Source organism: Achromobacter aegrifaciens (assembly GCF_902859965.1).
Taxonomy (GTDB): domain Bacteria; phylum Pseudomonadota; class Gammaproteobacteria; order Burkholderiales; family Burkholderiaceae_B; genus Achromobacter; species Achromobacter aegrifaciens.
Window position 1 is genome coordinate 326,442 of record NZ_CADIKO010000001.1, and the last position, 18,216, is coordinate 344,657.

An 18,216-nucleotide genomic window follows, 5' to 3' on the forward strand; every position below is an offset into this window, starting at 1 on the left:
TTGAGTTACATCAAGGTTTGACCGGCCGACAACGCCGGCAAACGCCGCCCCTGCGCCATAATCAGAATGCCGCGGCCCCATTGGGGCCGCGCGGGGCCTACCCGGCCCCTTCGGTTTCCCCAACCTCAATCAGGCGGACCCGGCATTCATGCAAAGACTTATCCTCCCGCTACCCGGCAACGAAGGATTCGCCAAGCGCCTTGCCGCCCTGTGCCAAGGTGAACTCGGCGCCGTCGAAACCCGCCGTTTTCCCGACGGCGAAAGCTATGTGCGGCTGCATGGCGACCCGCGGGGACGCGCCGTCGACATCGTCTGCACGCTGGCCCGGCCGGATCCCGGTTTCCTGCGCCTGATCTACGCGGCCGACACTGCGCGCGACCTGGGCGCCACAGAGGTCAACCTGATCGCGCCCTATCTGGCCTATATGCGCCAGGACAAACGCTTCCAGGACGGAGAAAGCGTCAGTTCGCTGTCGTTCGCGCGCCTTGTGTCGTCGACCTTCGACCGCCTGCTGACGGTCGATCCGCATCTGCACCGGCATCCGTCGCTGGCCGCGCTGTACACCATCCCGACCACCACGCTGCATGCCGCGCCGCGGCTGGCCAGCTGGATCGCCGGCAATGTGCAAGCGCCGCTGATCGTCGGCCCCGACGAGGAAAGCGAGCAATGGGCCGGCTCCATCGCTGCGCGCATCGGCGCGCCGCACGTGGTGCTGCGCAAGACCCGCCACGGCGACCGGCAGGTCGACATCGAGACGCCCGATCTCTCCGCCTGGCGCGACTGCACGCCCGTGCTGGTGGACGACATCGCCTCGTCCGGCCGTACCCTGGTGACGGCCGCCGGCAAGCTGACGGGCATGCGGCCGCCGCAATGCGTGGTGGTGCATGCGCTCTTCGCCGAGGACGCCTGGTCCCAGATATCCGCCTGTTTTGAACGCGTCGTATCCACCGACGCCGTGCCCCACCCCAGCAACCGCATCGAACTCGCGCCCCTGCTGGCCAATGCGCTGCTGCGCAATCTGCGCGATTGATCACCCGATTTGAAAGGAACCCGCGATGACGCTACGCGAGCATTGGCTATCCGGCCACGGCCCCATCCAGCACCGCGCTGACACCGTAGAACGCATCGACGCGCTGGTGCAGCGCCTGACGGCCAGCGGCCGCGTCGCCAACGCGGACGATGCCTACGCCATGCTGGCCGCGGCCGACCGCCTCAGCTGTGCCGCCATGAACGTGGTGGCGCACATGACCTACGCGCGCCGCATCGACCTGAACGGCGCGCCGCTGGCCGCCGACGACTTCAAGCCCAACCCCGAGGGCCACACCGGCGGGTCGCTCAACATGGCGCCCGCCTTCGTCGCCTACCTGCTGGCCAATGCGTTAAGCGGCAAGACCCGCGGCTGGCTGATGGGCCAGGGCCACTGCGTCGCCGCGATCGAGGCCGTCAACGCCCTGACCGGCGACGTGTCGCCGGCGCAGCGCGGCCGCTATGACCGCAGCGAAGCCGGGCTGGGACGCCTGATCACGGACTTCTATTCCTACGCCATCGACGCCCGCGGATTGCCTGCCGTGCCGCTGGGCAGCCACGCCGGCCCCAACACGGCGGGCGCCGTGTCGGAAGGCGGCTACCTGGGCTTTGCCGGCCTGCAATACGTGCACATGCCGCTGCCGGGCGAAAGCCTGGTGGCCTTCCTGAGCGACGGCGCGTTCGAAGAACAGCGCGGCTCCGACTGGGCCACGCGCTGGTGGCGCGCCGAGGATTGCGGCCAGGCCGTGCCGGTCATGATCCTCAATGGCCGCCGCATCGAGCAGCGCACGCAGATCGTGCAGGAAGGCGGCGCGCATTGGCTGGCCGAGGACCTGCGCCACAACGGCTTCGATCCGCTCATCGTCGACGGCCGTGATCCGGCGGCCATCGCCTGGGCCATCCTGGCGGCGGAAGACGCGCTGGCCGCAAGCCTCGCGGCGCCAGGCTTCCAGTACCCCGCCCGGCTACCCTACGTCATCGCCGAAACCGAAAAGGGATTCGGCTTTCCCGGCGCCGGCACCAACGCCGCGCACAACCTGCCGCTGGGCGGCAACCCTCATACTGACAGCGGGGCCCGCGACGCTTTCAACGCCAGCGCGGCCCGATTGTTCGTCCCGGGGCCGGAACTGGACGCGGCGCTGGCGGCGCTGGCCAATCACGGAGCGCAGCAACGCCCGCTGGAAAGCGGACACCCCATGGCGCACCGGCATCCCGATGCGCCTGCCCTGCCCGAACCCGCCTGGGAAACCGCAGGCGCCCAAGGCAGCGCCATGGCGGCGCTGGACCGCTGGTTCGTCGAACTGGTGCGGGCCAATCCGCGCCTGCGCGTGCGCATCGGCAATCCGGATGAACTGGCCAGCAACAAGATGGGCGGCACGCTGGCCTTGCTGAAGCACCGCGTCGACCATCCGGAGGCCGGCGTGGCCGAAGACCAGCACGGCGCCGTCATCACCGCCCTGAACGAGGAAGCGGTGGCCGCCGCCGCGCTGGCGAACAAGGGCGGCCTGAACCTCATCGTCAGCTACGAGGCCTTCGCGGTGAAGATGCTGGGCCTGCTGCGCCAGGAAATCATCTTCGCGCGCCGCCAGAAGGAACTGGGACAATCCCCGGGCTGGCTGTCAGTGCCGCTGGTGGTCACCTCCCATACGTGGGAGAACGCCAAGAACGAGCAATCGCACCAGGATCCCACCATAGGCGAAGCCCTGCTGGGTGAAATGTCCGATACCTCCCGCGTGCTCTTCCCGGTGGACGGCAACAGCGCCGCGGCGGCGCTGCGCGCGGTCTACGCGCAGCGCGCGCAGGTGGCCTGCATGGTCGTGTCCAAGCGCGAGGGCACGCAGCGCTTCGACGCCCAGGCCGCGCAGACGCTGATCGAACAGGGCGCCGCGCACGTCGCCGGCGACCCGAAGACCAGCGTGCTGCAGTTCGTCGCCATCGGCGCGTACCAGCTCGAAGAGGCGTTGAAAGCCCGCACCCATCTGGCGCGGCAGGGACGCGAGTGCTGCGTATCCGTGGTGCTGGAACCTGGCCGACTGCGCACACCGCGCGACGAGCTCGAATCCGCTTTTGTCCTGTCCGACGAAGCCGTCCACGCGCTTTTCCCGCCCGGCCTGCCGCGCGTGCTGCTGTGCCATACGCGCCCCGAACCCATGCTGGGCGTGCTGCGCCGGCTGGACGGCGGCCCGGCCCGCACCCGGGCGCTGGGCTACATCAGCCGCGGCGGCACGCTGGACGTGGCCGGCATGCTGTACGCCAACCGCTGCACCTGGGCGCATGCAGTAGATGCGGCCGCTGCCGTCGCGGGCTGGCGCCGCGTAGACGTGCTGGACGCGCCGCGCCTGCAAGCCCTGGACGGCAAGGGCAATCCCGCCGACCTCGCCTGATCATTCTGATGCTGCACAAGGAAACCATGCTCACACTGACCTGCCTGGGTGGAGCCGGCACCGTTACCGGCTCCAAGCACCTCCTGAGCCACGCCGACACGCACCTGCTGATCGACTGCGGCCTGTTCCAGGGCCTGAAGAACCTGCGCGAACTCAATTGGCAGCGACTGCCGCTGTCGCCCGCCGACATCGATGCGGTGGTGCTTACGCACGCGCATCTGGATCATTGCGGCTATCTGCCGCGGCTGGTGGCCGAAGGCTTCAAAGGCAAGATCCACGCCACGCCCGCAACCCGCGACGTCGCCGAGCTGATCCTGCTGGACAGCGCCAATCTGCAGGAAAAGGACGCGGACTTCGCCAACCGCAAGGGCTTTTCCAAACACAAACCCGCGCTGCCGCTCTATCGCGTGGTCGACGCCGAACGCGCGCTGACGCATTTTTCCGATGTAGCGCTGCACCAGGAAACCGCCTTGCCCGGCGGCGCGAAGCTGACCTTGCGCCGCGCCGGCCACATCCTGGGCGCAACGACCGCGCAGATCGATATCGGCGGCATGCGCGTGGTGTTCTCGGGCGACCTGGGCCGCTACAACGATCCGGTGATGCACGATCCCGAGCCCGTGCCACGGGCCGACTACATCGTCATCGAGTCCACCTACGGCAATCGGCGTCACGACCCGGCCGATCCCGTCGAAGCCCTGGGCGCCGTGATCGAACGCACGGTGCAGCGCGGCGGCACGGTCGTCATTCCAGCCTTCGCCGTCGGGCGGGCGCAGACCCTGATCCATGCGCTGTGGAAGCTGCGCCAGGCCGGCCGGCTGCAGAACATCCCGGTCTACCTGGACAGCCCCATGGCTACCAGCGCCACCGAACTGCTGGACCGCCATGCCGGCGAGCACAAGCTCTCCCCACGCGAATACGAGGCCGCCTGCTCGGCCGTGACCTATGTGCGCGACGTCGAAGAATCCAAGGCGCTGTCGGCCAACCGCTATCCCAAGGTCATCATCTCGGCCAGCGGCATGGCCACCGGCGGCCGGGTGCTGCACCATATCGCCGCCTTCGGCAGCGACCATCGCAATACCCTGCTTTTCTCCGGCTTCCAGGCCGCCGGCACGCGCGGCCGCAAGCTGCTCAATGGCGCGACTGAAACCAAGATCTACGGCCAGTGGACGCCCATCAATGCCGAGATCGCCGAACTGCCCATGCTGTCGGCGCATGCCGACAGCGACGAACTGATGCGCTGGCTGTCCGGCTTCCAGGAAGCGCCGCGCCGGGTCTTCATCGTCCATGGCGAACCCGAGGCCTCCGAAGCGCTGCGCGAACGCATCGAGCGCGAACTCAGCTGGCATGTCACCGTCCCGCTGCAAGACCAGAGGTACGAGCTGTGAGCAGCGTGCCGGAACTGAAGCCGCCCGCGCTGCGCGCCACGCGCATGCGCCTGCACGCGCAGCATCAGCCGATAGCGCTGATGCGCGCGGACTGCCACGTCTGCCGTTCCGAAGGCCTGGCGTCGCGTTCGCAAGTGCTGATCATCTCGAACGGCCACGAAGTACAGGCCCAGCTCTACCAGATCGACAGCGACCTGCTCGCGCTCGACGAGGTGGCGCTGTCCGAGGAAGCCTGGGACGCGCTGGACATACGCGACGGCGACAGCGTGCAGGTCCGCCACCCGCCGGTGCTGGAGTCCCTGGCCGGCGTGCGCCAGCGCATCTATGGCCGCCGCCTGGGCGAAGAGGATCTTGCCGCCATTGTCCGCGACGTGGTGCGCGGCCGCTACACCGACGTGCACCTGTCGGCCTTTCTCACCGCCACGGCCACGCTGCCGCTGAGCGTCGACGAGACCATCTTCCTGACCAAAGCCATGGTCGAAGTCGGCGACCGCCTGAGCTGGCAGGCGCCGATCGTGGTGGACAAGCATTGCGTGGGCGGCCTGCCCGGCAACCGCACCACCCCGCTGGTGGTCGCCATCGCCGCGGCCAACGGCTTGGTCATGCCCAAGACCTCGTCGCGCGCGATCACTTCGCCGGCGGGCACGGCCGACACCATGGAAATGCTGGCGCCGGTGGACCTGGGCATCGAGCAGCTGCAACGGGTGGTCCAGGCCGAGGGCGGCTGCATCGCCTGGGGCGGCGCCATGCACCTGAGCCCGGCCGACGACATCTTCGTGCGGGTGGAACGCGAACTGGACATCGACACCGAGGGCCAGCTGATCGCCTCGGTGCTATCCAAGAAGATCGCCGCCGGGGCGACGCATGTGGTGATCGACATCCCCGTCGGGCCCACCGCCAAAGTCCGCAGCCGCGAGGCTGCGGAACGCCTTGCCGGCCACCTGATAGAAACCGCCGCGCATTTCGGCCTGACCCTGCGCTGCCTGTATACCGACGGCAGCCAGCCCGTCGGCCGCGGCATCGGCCCCGCGCTGGAAGCCCGCGACGTGCTGGCCGTGCTGCGCAACGACGCCGATCAGCCGCAGGACCTGCGCGAACGCGCCGCTCTGGTCGCGGGCGCCGTGCTCGAAATCGGCGGCGCGGCGCCGCCCGGGCAAGGCATTGCGCTGGCACTACGGACCCTGGACAGCGGCCAGGCCTGGGAGAAGTTCGCCCGCATCTGCGCCGCCCAGGGCGGCCTGCGCGAACCGCCGCAGGCCGCGCACGTCGAACCTCTGGTCGCGTTGCAAGCCGGCCGCGTGACCCATATCGACAACCGCAAGCTGTCGCGCCTGGCCAAGCTGGCCGGCGCGCCGGAACGGCCTGCAGCCGGCGTGTCGCTGCACGCGCGGTTGGGCGATGAAGTCGCGCGCGGGCAGCCCTGGCTCTATCTCCATGCGCAGACCCGCAGCGAAATGGCCTATGCGCTGGAGTATGCGCGGCACGCCGGGGATATCGTGACCATCGAAGCCTGAAGCGGGCGGCAGCGCCGCCCGCCATTCAGCCGCCCGCCTAGAACTCCATCGAGGCAGACAGCATGAAGGTGCGCGGCGCGCCCAGCGCCAGGCTCGACAACTGCGGCATGCCCCAATAGGCCTTGTTCGTCAGATTGTTGATGGCGGCTCGCAGCACGATCGGGCGCTCAGCCACCTTGGTGGCGTAGCGCGCGCCTACGTCGTAGGTGGTGCGTCCCGCCACCGATAGCGAATTGTCGGCGCTGATGTACTGTTTGGACACGGCGGTTGCATTGGCCGTCAACGTCAGTCCCTGCACCGCCGGCACATCCCATTCCACGCCCAGCTTGCCCTGGAGCTTGGGAACACCGGTCGCCTGCTTGCCCTCGTTGGCGGCGATGGCGGTCTTCGTGACCTTGGGGTCGATGTACGCCACACCGCCCATCAGGCGCACACCACGCATCGGTTCGCCGAAAAAGCCCCACTCCACGCCCTGGTTGCGCTGTTCGCCGCCGAACGAGAAGACGTTGGTGACGGGGTCCGTATAGCTGCTGGGCCGCTTTATCTCGAACAGGCTCACGGTATGGGTGAAATCCCCCAGATCGACCTTGACGCCGACTTCCGTCTGCTTGGTCTTGTAGGGCGGGAACACCTGTCCCGCGTTGGCGGCGGTGACCGGCGCGGTCTGGCCCTTGCTCAAGCCTTCGATGTAGTTGGCGTACACCGAAACGTTGTCGGTCGCCCTGATCAGCAGCGCGGCGGCGGGCGTCGTGGCGCTGGCGTCATAGCGGCTGGTCCGCGCCCCGGTCGTGACGCTGTAGCTGTCGGTGCGCACTTCCTGCCGCCGCGCGCCCAGCGTCAGCTGCACCCGGTCCTCTGCGAAGGACAAGGTATCCGCCAGGCCGTAGCTCACCAGACGCGTCTTGCTGTGCAGGATCGGCGGCCAACTGGTATCGGGGGCCGGCCCCCACACAGGGTGGTAGATGTTGGTGACCCAGTCCGCCCCCGGCACCGTTCTGCGGCCGTAGTCCCGCTGGTTGTCCGAGTAGTACGTGGCATTCAACACCCACTGGTGCTTGATGCCGCCGGTCTGCAATTTGCCGCGCAAACCGGCTTCTCCGGACGTCTTTTTCACGTTCATGTTCAATTGGCCCATCGAGGTGCGATAGTCCCCCGCCTCATTGAACACCTGCGCCACCATGGCGCCGTTGTAGGTGTATTCGGACCGGCTGGTGCCGATGGCGGCGTAGGCCATCAGGTTATCGCTGACATCGAATTCGCCGCGGATCATGGCTGCCTTGTCCTGGTTCTTCACATAGGCCCAGTCCGGATTCAACAGGGTTTCAGGCTTGGGCGGCTTGGGCACGCCTATGCCAGGCGCCAGATTGATCCCTCGGGTCACGCCGTCCACACGCTCATCGCTGTCATACATGTCTATGGAAACGCGCGCGCGTTCGCCGCGCCAATCCAGGCCCAGCGCGGCCAGCTGCGCCTTTTTCTTCTGGTTGTCGACTGGGCCGTCGCCGTCCCTATACACACCATTGAAGCGCAGGCCGAACTGCTGGTTCTCGCCGAAGCGCCGTCCCAGGTCTATGTGCCCGCCGAACTGCGAGTCCGACATGTAGGTCGCCGTCAGGCGCGTCAGGGGATCCGCGCCCGCGCGCTTGGGCACCAGGTTGACGGTACCGCCGACGGAACCGCCTGGCGGCATGCCGTTGAGCAAGGCGGACGGACCTTTCAGGACTTCGATGCGCTCGAACATTTCCGGCGTGGTCCGGTAGTACGGCGCCATGCCGAACAGTCCGCCAAACGAAATATCGGTAGTGCTGGAGCTGAAGCCGCGGATCGAGTAGTTTTCGCTCCAGGCGCCGGTCACGCCGTTGCTGAACACCGAAGGATCGGTCCGGGCGATTACGTCGGTGATGTCCTGCGCCTGCAAGTCCTCGATGTACTTTTCCGTGTAGCTGATGACGGAAAATGGCGTCTCCATCGAATCCTTGTCGCCTAGAAAGCCCACGCGGCCGCCGTAGGTCACCTGTCCGCCGGCATAGGGCGCGGCGGGCGCTTCGGCCTGGCCCGTGACAGTCACTGCCGGCAGTGTTTTCACTCCTGCCTCGGCCGCCTGCTGGGCCCACGCCGGCGATGCCGCGCCGACGCTCAGTCCGAGCAGCGCCGCGGCGAGATAGTTGAGGGAAAAGCCAGAATGCGCGTGCCGCACCCGCGATGGCAGGCGTGCGGCGCGGCCGCTATGGCGACGTTTGCTCATGAAGTGCTCCGTTCGGTTGAGCTTGGGGCCGCCTGCGAAATAAGGCGACTGGGAATCATTTACATATGGACCGGCAATTTCCCCCGATCCCCGGACTGCATCAGTTCTGATAGGCCTTGAGAACGTCGTCGATCATGAGCGCCAGCGACTGTGCGCTGGCAGCCATGACGTACCAGGCTTGCGCATCGGCGAAGACCACGCGGCCGTTCTGCCAGGCGGCGGTCTGGCGCAAGAGCGGATTGCTCAAGCTCTCGGCGTTCAGCGTTGGCCGGCGCTCCATCACGGCAGTGCGATCCACCACGTAGATGATGTCGGGGTTGGCCTGCTGGATGAATTCGCTGGATATCGGCTGGCCATGCAGGCCGGCCTCCGCGTCGGGACTCGCAGGCTTCACGCCCAGCGCCCTGAAGATGAAGCCGTAGCGCGACTGGACGCCGAAGGAACTGAAGGCGCCGTTGTTGTGCAGCACAATGAGCGCTCTTTCGGGGCGGTCCTGGATGAGGCGCTTCGCCTCCTGAACCTTGACGTCCAGCGCGGCGGCCTTGTCGCGTGCCAGGCTTTCCTTCTCGAAGATCCGTCCCAGCGTGATGAGGTGATCCTTGATGATCTCGATGTGATTGGCTTCGCTGTCGCGGTAGTCCACGTCGAAGTGGATCGTCGGCGCGATCTCGCTCAGCTCCTTGTAGTGGTTCGCCTGCAGCGAGGTGATCAGGATCAGGTCAGGCTTGGCCGCGTGCACCCGTTCCAGATTGGGCTGGACGATCGCGCCCGTGTCCTGCACATCCGCGGCGTTCTTGTACTTCTCCAGAAAGTGAGGCACGAAGTCCTTCGGCATGCCGGCGACCGGAACGCCCAGCTGATCCAGGAAATCCACCTCGTTCATGTCCAGCGCGACCACGCGCTGCGGCAGCTTGCCGATCACCGTGGTTCCCAGCTTGTGCTGCACAGAGACGGGTTGGTATGCCCCTTGCGCCGCGGGGCTGGTGGCGGCCGGCCGCGCCGCCTTGGACGATTCCGCCGCCTCCTGCCCGCAGCCCTGCATCACGGCCGTCGTGGCGGCCAGCAGGGCAAGCGCCCATGCCCTGCGCCCGTGCTTGAGGATCATTTCAGTTCTCCTGATGGATTGAAGTAGTTGCACAGGCGTCCGCGTGCGCCTTGCGTGATCTCGAAGTCCAGCCCATAAAGTTCCCGCAACCGGTCCTCGGTCACGACTTCGGGCACGCTGCCGGCGCAATGCACCGCCCCGGCCTTCATTGCAACGATGTGGTCGGAATAGCTGGCCGCAAAGTTGATGTCGTGCACCACCAGGATCACGGTGCGGCCGTGCTCGTCGCACAGGCGGCGCAACGCGCGCATGATCTGGACCGCATGCTTGATGTCGAGGTTGTTGAGCGGTTCATCCAGCAGCAGGCAGTCCGTCTGCTGGGCGATCGTCATGGCCAGGAACGCCATCTGGCGCTGCCCGCCGCTGAGTTCGTCGAGATAGGCCGCGCGTAGCGGTTCCAGCGAGAGGAACGCAATCGCCTCGTCGATCACGCGGTGGTCTTCCTGCGTCAACGCGCCGCGGCTATATGGGAACCGCCCGAAGGCGACGAGATCCTCCACCGTCAGGCGCAGATTGAAATCGGGCGATTGACGCAACGTGGCCACGCGCTTGGCGTAATCGCCGATACGGATACCCGATGCCCTGGCGCCCTCGATCAGGATCTCGCCCTCGCTCGGCTCCAGCAGCCGCCCTGCCATCATCAGCAAGGTGGTCTTGCCCGCGCCGTTGGGGCCGATGAGCGAGGTCATCCGCCCGGCGGGGAACTGCAAGCAGACATCGCGCAGCACCGTCTTCGGGCCATAGCTCTTCGAGAGATTCTTGATCGTGATCATGCGGTGCCTCGCGAGCGCGCCATCAGCGCCAGGAACCAGGCGCCGCAAACCAGGTTGACCAGGATGCCGACGCTGGTCCGGTAGTTGAAGAGATGTTCGACCGCAAGCTGCGCCAGGATGAAAATGCCGACCGCGATAGCGCAACCGGCCGACAGCGTGGCGCGGTGGCGGCGCGTGCGCGTCAGGGCATAGGCGGTGTTGGCGACGAAGATGCCCATGAAGGCGGTGGGTCCCAGCAGACTGGTCGACACCGCGACCAGCACCGCAATCAGCGCCAGATGCAGCCGCAAGACGCGCTGATAATCCACGCCCAGGGAGATGGCCTGATCGCGTCCCAGCGAGATCACGTCCAGCGCCGGCAACGTCTTGACTCCAGCCAGGCACACGCCCGCGACGACGATCGCGGAAACCAGCAACTGGCCCGGCTCCGCCTTGTTGAAGGAAGCCTGGGTGAAGCCGAGCAGAATGGAGAATTCGCCAGGACTGGTCTTCAATTGCACGAACTGCGTGAAGGTGCCGATCACCATCGTCAGCACCAGCCCCACCAGCAGCAGGAAGTACACGTTCTGCCTGCCATCGCGGAACAGCCAGCGGTGGATGATCCACGAATAGCCCAGCATCAGCAGCACGGACAGGAAGAAGTTGCCGTTTGCGCCCAGCAGGACCAGGCTCTGCGCCCCCATGGCCAGGACCATCAGGGATTGCAGCAACAGGTAGACGGCTTCGTAGCCCATGATGGCCGGCGTCAGGATCCGGTTGCCGGTGATGGTCTGGAACACGATGGAAGACCACGCGATGCAGATCCCGCCGATGAGCATGGCCGCAAGCCGGGCAAGCCGCTTGGGAATGATGTAGTCGAAGTCCAGGTTGGAACGGAACAGCAGGAAAGCCAGGGCCAATGCGATGACCGTCACCCATGCCGCCTGCCGGGGAACCGCGCGCATCACCGGTGCCTCCAGAAGATCAGCATAAGGAACAGGATGCCGCCCACGCCGCCCGCGGTCAGTCCGATAGGCACTTCGAACGGATAGATCAGAAGGCGGCCCAGGATGTCGCAGGCCAGCAGCAGCGTCGCGCCTCCCAGCGCGACGACGGGCAAGGTGCGACCCAGGTTGTCGCCGTAGCGCAGCGCGACCAGATTGGGGATGACCAGCCCCACAAAGGGAATAGCCCCAACGGTAATGACCGTGGCGGACACGGTGACGGCCACCAGGATCAGCCCCAGCGCCACGGTGGCCCGATAGTTCAGGCCCAGGCTCGCCGCCATGCCTTCGCCCATGCCCAGGACGGTGAAGCGGTGCGCGTACAGATAGGTCAACACGACGATCGGCAGGATCAGGTAGATGATCTCGTAGTTGCCCTGCACGATCTTGGAAAAGTCGCCCAACATCCAGCCCTGCATGCTCTGCATGATGTTGTTGCGATACGCGTAGAACTCCGCCAGGGCGCTCAGCACGCCGCCATACATCAGGCCGATCACGGGCACGAGCACCGAATTCTTGAACTTGATGCGGCGGACGACTGCGACGAAGAGCAGGCTGGCCGCGAAGCAGAAGCCCAGCGCAAACAGCATCCGCGCCGCCGGCCCGGCGGCAGGCATCGACAGCATCGACACCAGGATGCCCAGCTTGGCGGCATCCAGTCCGCCCGACGTGGCGGGTTCGACGAACTTGTTGCGCACGATGTGCTGCAGGATCACGCCGCAGACGGCCAGCCCGACGCCCGTCAGCACCAGCGCCGCCAGGCGCGGCAGCCGGCTTGCGGTCAAGGTGAGCCAGGCATCGCCCGACAGCGAGTACAGCTGCGGCCAGGCGATCTGGCGCGCGCCCACCAGCAGCGACGCGCCGCAAAGCACGATGAACAGGCCGACCAGGCTGGCACGCATCAGGCGTGCGCCCCTGCAATGCGCCAGCCGCGGGCAGCCTTGCGCTGATCCAGGAACTGCGCGTACCGCCCCTGGCTCTCACGCAGCGCTGCGGGCGTGCCTTGCTCGGCGATACGTCCGTCCTCGAGCACCACGATCTGGTCGGCCATCGCCACGGTGGAAAGCTGGTGCGCGATCACCACCAGCGTGCGCTTCCCGCGCAGCCGCGCCAGCGTCCCGGTGATGATGGCCTGGTTCTCCGCGTCCAGCGCCGCGGTCGCCTCGTCCACCAGCATGATGGGCGCAGGGTTGAGCAGCGCGCGGGCGACGGCGATGCGTTGGCGTTCGCCGCCGGACAGCCGCGCGCCGCCCTCGCCTACCGGTGTGTCCAGCCCTTGCGGCAGGCGCGCGGCGATGCCGTCCACGCCGGCCTGTTTGGCGACATCCATCAACTCGGCATCGCTGCAGCCCGGCCTGCCGGCGCGGATGTTTTCGGCGATGGATCCCGTGAACAGATAGTTGTCCTGGAAGACCTGGCTGATCTGGCCGGCCAGCCTCAAGCTGGAAATCTGCCGCACGTCCACGCCACCGACCAGCACGCCGCCCTGGTTCACGTCGAAGAAACGCGCAATCAGCCGCGCCAGCGTGGTCTTGCCGGAGCCGGACGCGCCAACCAGGGCAACCATGCTGCCCGGTTCGATACGCAGATTCACACCTTGCAGCACCTCGGGCGCGTGATCCGCGTAGCGGAAATGCACATTGCGCAATTCGATCGAAGCATCGCGCGGTTCCTGCGGCGCATCGGACTCCGGCAGCGGCGGGACGGCATACAGCGCTTCGATGGCGTCGAGTTGCCCGCGCGCGCCGCGCAGCACCTCCCCATAGCCGACCACCTCCAGCAACGCATCGATATAGCGGACCGCAAGCATCAGCGCGACGATCGCGGCCACGATCTGTCCGGTTGCCAGCGGGTTGCCCAGGATGCCGTCGAGCCACCAGGCTGAGGCGGCCAGCAGGACGGCAAAGACGGCCTGCACGGCCCAGACGTTGAGAACGGCCGCCCCGGCCGACAGCCAGATCACCCGCGCCCCGGACGCGCGCTGTTGTTCCACTGCCTGTTCGAGCAGTCGCGTGCCTCCGCCAGCTCCGTTGAACGCGCGCAGCACCGACTGGGCCTGCGCGAATTCGACCATGCGCTGGCTGGCATCGGCAAAGCGCTGCTGGAAAGCCTCATCCGCGCGCCGCGCCAGTCTTGCCGTGAGCGCCAGCAAGCCTGCCAGCAACGGCAGCGCCGCCAATGCGATCAGGCCCAACAGCCAGTGCTGCGCAAACAGTGCGACGACGAGCACCGCTGGCGTCACCACGCCGGCGATGACGGGCGTGAAGACATGCGCGGGGAGCTGGGCCACAGACATCATGCCTTGCGTGACGACGTGCCCGAGACGGGCCGTATTCTGCGGCGTGAACCAACCCACGGGCAGGCTGGCCACATGGTCGCCGAGGCGATGGCGGGCGTCTTGCAGGATGGCGACGCCCACGCGCACGCCGGCCCGCTCCACATGGCGCCGCAGGCCCCAGCAGACCGCTACCCCGGCCAGCAGCGCGGCCAGCCACGGGGCGGCAGCCTTCACGTCCGCTTCAAGCAGATGCGTGAGCAGCGGCGCCAGCGCGGTAATGGTCAGCCCGCAAAGCACTCCGTAGGCCACGGCCATCCAGCCGTAGCGGCGCAGGACAGGCGCGTCCTGGCCCAGCAACAGCATGAAGGTCTTCAGCATGCGGCCACCTCTTTGTCATCGGAGCTTTCGTAGCCGCCCTGCGCCCACAGCCGGGCATAACTGCCGCCTTGCGCCAGCAACTGCTCATGCCGGCCTTGTTCGACGACGGCGCCGTCCTCGACGACCAGAATGCGGTCGGCGTGCATCACCGTATCCAGCCGGTGCGCGATCACCATCACCGTGCGCCCCCGGGCGAAGCGCGACAACGCGCCCTGGACCGCCGCCTCGTTGCCGGCGTCGGCCGCCGCCGTGGCCTCGTCCAGCACCAGCACGGGAGGATCCAGCAGCACGGCGCGCGCAATGCTGGCGCGCTGGAGTTCGCCGCCGGAAAGCTGCGCGTCCTCGCCGATCACCGAATCGTAGCCGCGCGGCAGCGCCAGGATGCGCTCATGGATATTGGCGGTGCGGGCGGCGTCCTCGATCTCTTGCAGGGTCGCGGAGGGCCGGCCCAGCGCGATGTTGTCGCGCACGCTGGCATGGATCAGGCGCACTTCCTGCAATACGAAGCCCACGCGCCGGTAGAGCTGCGCGCTCGCGATCCGCCTGAGATCGGCGCCGCCCAGCGTGATGCGCCCTTCGTCGGGGTCGAAGAATCGCAGCAGCAGCCGCGCCAGCGTGGACTTGCCCGCGCCCGAGGGCCCGACGATGGCGGTGACCGTGCCGGGTTCCAGCGTGAAGCTGATGCCCGACAGGGTCCGGCGCTCCCCGCCATAGGAATAGCCCACGCTCTCGAACCGGACTTCATGGCCCTCGGGGATTTGTTCCTGGCCGGGCGCCAGCGGTTCCAGCACCGGCGTCTCCAGCAGCGCCTGCACGCGCTGCGCGGCGCCCGCGGCGCTGCCCAGATCGTGCAGCAGCGTATGCAGCAACAGCACCGGCGCGCATATTCCCGGCGCCACCAGCGCGAACGGCAGCACATCCACCGGCGCCATCCAGTCCAGCCCGACGAACAAGGCGCCAAAACCCAGCACCACGCCCAGCACCGTGACCGGCGCGATCATTGCATGGGCATGCGCCATCGCCGCCACCAGCGGACGGGTAAAACTGGCAAACGCCTCGGCGAAGGCGTCGACGGCCTCGCGATAGCCGCGATGCGCCTTGCCTGCATCGCCGAATGCCTTGACCACGGAGATGCCGCCGACGAACTCGACCGTTGCGCCATTGAGGCGCCCAAGCCGCTCGACGAATTCCTGCATGTTCGCCCCGCCGGCCTTCATGGCCCGGCGCAGGAACAGGAAGAAGCCGGGGAACGGCAGCAACGCCGCCAACGCCATGCGCCAGTCCTGCGCGAACAGGTAGATGACCGAAATCGCAATAGCGCCCGCGGCGCGTCCCACCGCCGTGTAGAAATGCGCGGCCAGGCTGTGCAGCGTGCCGATGTCGTCCTGCATCGCCTGCTTGACCTCGCCCGACGCCCTGCTGGTGAACCAGCCCAGCGGCACCTGCGACAGCCGCTGCGCGGCGGCCAGGCGCAGTCGATGCGTAAGGCGGTTATCGGCCAGATGAGCCGTCAATTCGCCGGCCGAGATCAGCGCCATGCCGGCGAACATGCACGCCAGGCTGGCGACGACAGTCCACCAGATTCCTGGCCAGGCTTGAGCGGTTGCGGAAGGCTCGGCGCCAGCGAGGACGATACGGGCAATGTGCGCGATCCCCGCCAGCGGCACCAGGGTAAGCATGGTGCCCACCGCGGCCAGCGCTGCGGCGGCCATCAATTGCCCGCGTACGGGGGCCAGCACCAAGCCTAGCGGACCGGGTTTCCCAGGCTTGGCCGCGGCTGCTCCTGAACTGCTCATGAAATCGACTTACCCAGATGTTGGTGATAATTATTTGCATCACTATAAACTAAATTCTCGAATTAGTTTCATTGCAATAAACTAAATAAATCGGGCCGGGTTAAAGTGAAGGCTGAATGACGCCAAGGAACCAGGAACAGCCATGACACCGCCAGAGCGCCGACCAGCGCGGGGACGCCCTCCCACCATCACCCGGGAGCGGATTGCCGACGCCGGCATAGCGATGGGCCTGCCGAACATCACCTTCGTCGGGCTCGCGGCGGCACTGGGCGTCAGCCATATGGCGCTGTACAAGCACGTGCCCAGCCTGGAGGAACTCAAGCGCCTGGTCGCCGAGGAGATCTTCAAGCGCTGGCAGATACCGCAAGCCTGTAGCAACGACCGCGGCGAACTGAAGGAATACCTGACCACTTTTGCCGCGTCCGTGCGCGAGTTCGTCAAGGCGCACCCAGGCGTCACGCCCTACGTGATCCGCAGGCTGGCTGCAACGCCTTCCATGCTCGCCAAGATCGACGAACAACAGCGGCACATCGCCAAGGCCTACGGAATTTCCAGGGAACAGTCCCGCATCCTGCTGGCGACGGTGGCCTTCCACGGCATGGCGGTGGCCGACACGGTGTATTCGGTCGCCGGGCTGGAGCCGGTCGTGGAGGCGGAACGCGCGGCGGAAGAATCCGAGATGGAAGTGGAACTGGACCAAGGCATGCAGGCGCTGATCATCGGCCTGCTCGCCATGCTGGATAACGGCCCCCCGCGGTCCGACGCCGCCGCGCCCAAGAAGCGCGTCCCCGGACAGGAAAGAAAGCCGTCCAAAGGCTGAGGGCCGGCCGCGCGGCCCATTGCCGGAATGGCAATCCCGCTACGCAATCGGCCATTTCGGCAGCCTGGCCTTGCGGTACGGCAAGCTGCTCCAGTCCGGGCTGGCGGAACCGGGCGCGGCCACGTACAACACCGCCTTGGCCAAGGGCGCGTACCTGGCGTGGAAGTGGTGCGCGGACTTCACCACGATCAGGCGCTGCGCCGTCAGGTCGCAGCCCAGCTGGGTAAAGAGGTCCGTGTGATAGGCCTGTGTACGCAGCGAGACCAGGACGACCAGGATGCCGTCCACGTCGACCAGCGCGCAGTCGCCCAAGGCGATGCGGGTGTTGGAGTTACCCGTCATGTACATGTCCGCATGCGTCGCCACGACCCGGCAGCGCGCGTCCACGGGGCTGCCGGACAACGGACCGACCTTGCCGCCGATACGCAGGTCCAGCTCCGCGCCGGGGCCGGCGTCGAACGCAATGCGCGCCGCAACCGGATCCCACAAGGGACCGATGGCGGCATTGCGTATGCCGCGCTCGCGCATCCTGGCCAGCAGATAAGTGGAGTCTCCGGCTGCGCCGCTGCCGGAATTGTCCGAACGGTCGGCCAATACGATCGGCCCGTCGCCATGGGCCAGCGCTTCATCCAGCGCCTGGTCCACGCTGCGGTAGGACACCATGAGCTGCTCGCGCATGCCGATGAGTTCATCGGCCAGGCGGCGCGCCAGCGCTTGCGCGGCGCTAGCGTCGCCATCGGCGTAGACCAGCACCTTGGTGCCCATTTCCGGCACGTCTCCCGTGGCGAAGCCTTGCGCCGCCGAGATCGACAGGATGCCGTCGCGGCCTTCCAGCGCCTTGATACGGCTGACGAAGCCCTGCGCCGGTTCGCGCGTGGTGTGCATGGGCACGATCATGTCGCAGTCGATCAACGCCGCGACGGGTCGCGTGCGCCCGGCCTGCGCGTCCAGGCACAAGGCCAGCAGGTCCTCGGCGCGCTCCAGTACATCGGTGTGAGGATATTCCTTGAACAAGACCAGCACCGTGGCCTGCTCCACCATCAGCGGCGTGAGATGCGCGTGCGGATCCAGCTCCGCGCCCACCACCACGTCGGGGCCGACGATCTCGCGCACGCGGCGCAGGATGTCGCCCTCGCAGTCGTCGTAGCCGTCGGCCACCATGGCGCCATGCAGGCCCAGCAAGACCATGTCCACCGGCAGCGCCGCGCGCAGGTCGGCCAGCAACTCGTCTCGCAAGGTTTCGTAGGCCGCGCGCGTGGTGGTGCCGCCCGGCTGGGCCGAAGCCACCAGCCCTTCGACCAGCGTCCAGCCTCCTGCGCTTGCGCCTTGGCGCGCAACCCATAGCGGTCCGGCGTAGAACGTCATATGGTCGGGATGCGTGCCGCCGGGAAGATACTCGCGCGACTTGAACGCTGCGAGGCCGGTAGGCAAAGGCGAGAACGTATTGGTTTCGGTGGCGAGGGCGCCGGTGAATATGCGCATGGGGCGACTCCAGGGCGCGGCGCGCCGCTAGCGGTTGAAAGGCGACG

13 protein-coding genes are annotated in these 18,216 nt (G+C 67.1%); 5 read left to right on the plus strand and 8 right to left on the minus strand.

The window, feature by feature from the left end; genetic code table 11:
- Positions 1-148: 148 nt before the first annotated feature.
- Genes HV793_RS01635 through HV793_RS01650 form a run of 4 tightly spaced genes read left to right on the plus strand, consistent with a single transcriptional unit; the run spans position 149 to position 6,309 of the window.
- Entirely contained in the window at positions 149-1,030 is an 882-nt protein-coding gene (locus HV793_RS01635; RefSeq protein ID WP_175212535.1) for a ribose-phosphate pyrophosphokinase, read from the plus strand.
- A gap of 25 nt (positions 1,031-1,055) precedes the next feature.
- The gene (locus HV793_RS01640; RefSeq protein ID WP_175212536.1) at positions 1,056-3,410 is read left to right on the plus strand and encodes a phosphoketolase family protein; all 2,355 of its coding nucleotides are present in this window, start codon (positions 1,056-1,058) and stop codon (positions 3,408-3,410) included.
- A 26-nt stretch (positions 3,411-3,436) separates the two neighbouring features.
- A complete protein-coding gene (locus tag HV793_RS01645; protein WP_054452288.1) occupies positions 3,437-4,795 on the plus strand; it encodes an MBL fold metallo-hydrolase RNA specificity domain-containing protein in 1,359 nt (452 codons plus the stop codon).
- Entirely contained in the window at positions 4,792-6,309 is a 1,518-nt protein-coding gene (locus HV793_RS01650; RefSeq protein ID WP_233564629.1) for a thymidine phosphorylase family protein, read from the plus strand. The genes HV793_RS01645 and HV793_RS01650 overlap by 4 nt, the downstream gene beginning before the upstream one ends.
- Positions 6,310-6,346: 37 nt before the next feature.
- Here the strand turns inward: HV793_RS01650 and HV793_RS01655 are convergent, their stop codons facing one another.
- The 7 genes from HV793_RS01655 to HV793_RS01685 all read right to left on the minus strand — a co-directional run bounded on the left by HV793_RS01655 (position 6,347) and on the right by HV793_RS01685 (position 15,867).
- A complete protein-coding gene (locus HV793_RS01655) occupies positions 6,347-8,554 on the minus strand; it encodes a TonB-dependent receptor (protein ID WP_175212537.1) in 2,208 nt (735 codons plus the stop codon).
- Positions 8,555-8,654: 100 nt separating this feature from the next.
- Positions 8,655-9,659: a siderophore ABC transporter substrate-binding protein gene (locus tag HV793_RS01660; RefSeq protein WP_175212538.1), complete on the minus strand. Its 1,005-nt coding sequence runs from the start codon at positions 9,657-9,659 to the stop codon at positions 8,655-8,657.
- Complete coding sequence (locus HV793_RS01665) at positions 9,656-10,432, minus strand: iron ABC transporter ATP-binding protein (RefSeq protein ID WP_175180678.1); 777 nt, start codon at positions 10,430-10,432, stop codon at positions 9,656-9,658. Before HV793_RS01665 ends, HV793_RS01660 begins: the two co-directional genes overlap by 4 nt.
- Positions 10,429-11,376: an iron chelate uptake ABC transporter family permease subunit gene (locus HV793_RS01670; protein WP_119451905.1), complete on the minus strand. Its 948-nt coding sequence runs from the start codon at positions 11,374-11,376 to the stop codon at positions 10,429-10,431. Before HV793_RS01670 ends, HV793_RS01665 begins: the two co-directional genes overlap by 4 nt.
- Entirely contained in the window at positions 11,376-12,317 is a 942-nt protein-coding gene (locus HV793_RS01675) for an ABC transporter permease (protein WP_175212539.1), read from the minus strand. The genes HV793_RS01670 and HV793_RS01675 overlap by 1 nt, the downstream gene beginning before the upstream one ends.
- Positions 12,317-14,071, minus strand: coding sequence for an ABC transporter ATP-binding protein (locus HV793_RS01680; RefSeq protein ID WP_175212540.1), 1,755 nt, complete (start codon positions 14,069-14,071; stop codon positions 12,317-12,319). The genes HV793_RS01675 and HV793_RS01680 overlap by 1 nt, the downstream gene beginning before the upstream one ends.
- Entirely contained in the window at positions 14,065-15,867 is a 1,803-nt protein-coding gene (locus tag HV793_RS01685; protein WP_175212541.1) for an ABC transporter ATP-binding protein, read from the minus strand. The genes HV793_RS01680 and HV793_RS01685 overlap by 7 nt, the downstream gene beginning before the upstream one ends.
- Positions 15,868-16,009: 142 nt before the next feature.
- Here HV793_RS01685 and HV793_RS01690 point away from each other — a divergent pair, with 142 nt between their 5' ends.
- Positions 16,010-16,687, plus strand: a complete 678-nt coding sequence (locus HV793_RS01690; protein WP_119451901.1) for a TetR/AcrR family transcriptional regulator — start codon at positions 16,010-16,012, stop codon at positions 16,685-16,687.
- 39 nt (positions 16,688-16,726) lie between these two features.
- Here HV793_RS01690 and HV793_RS01695 read toward each other — a convergent pair whose 3' ends face one another.
- Complete coding sequence (locus HV793_RS01695) at positions 16,727-18,169, minus strand: M81 family metallopeptidase (protein ID WP_175212542.1); 1,443 nt, start codon at positions 18,167-18,169, stop codon at positions 16,727-16,729.
- Positions 18,170-18,216 lie beyond the last annotated feature (47 nt).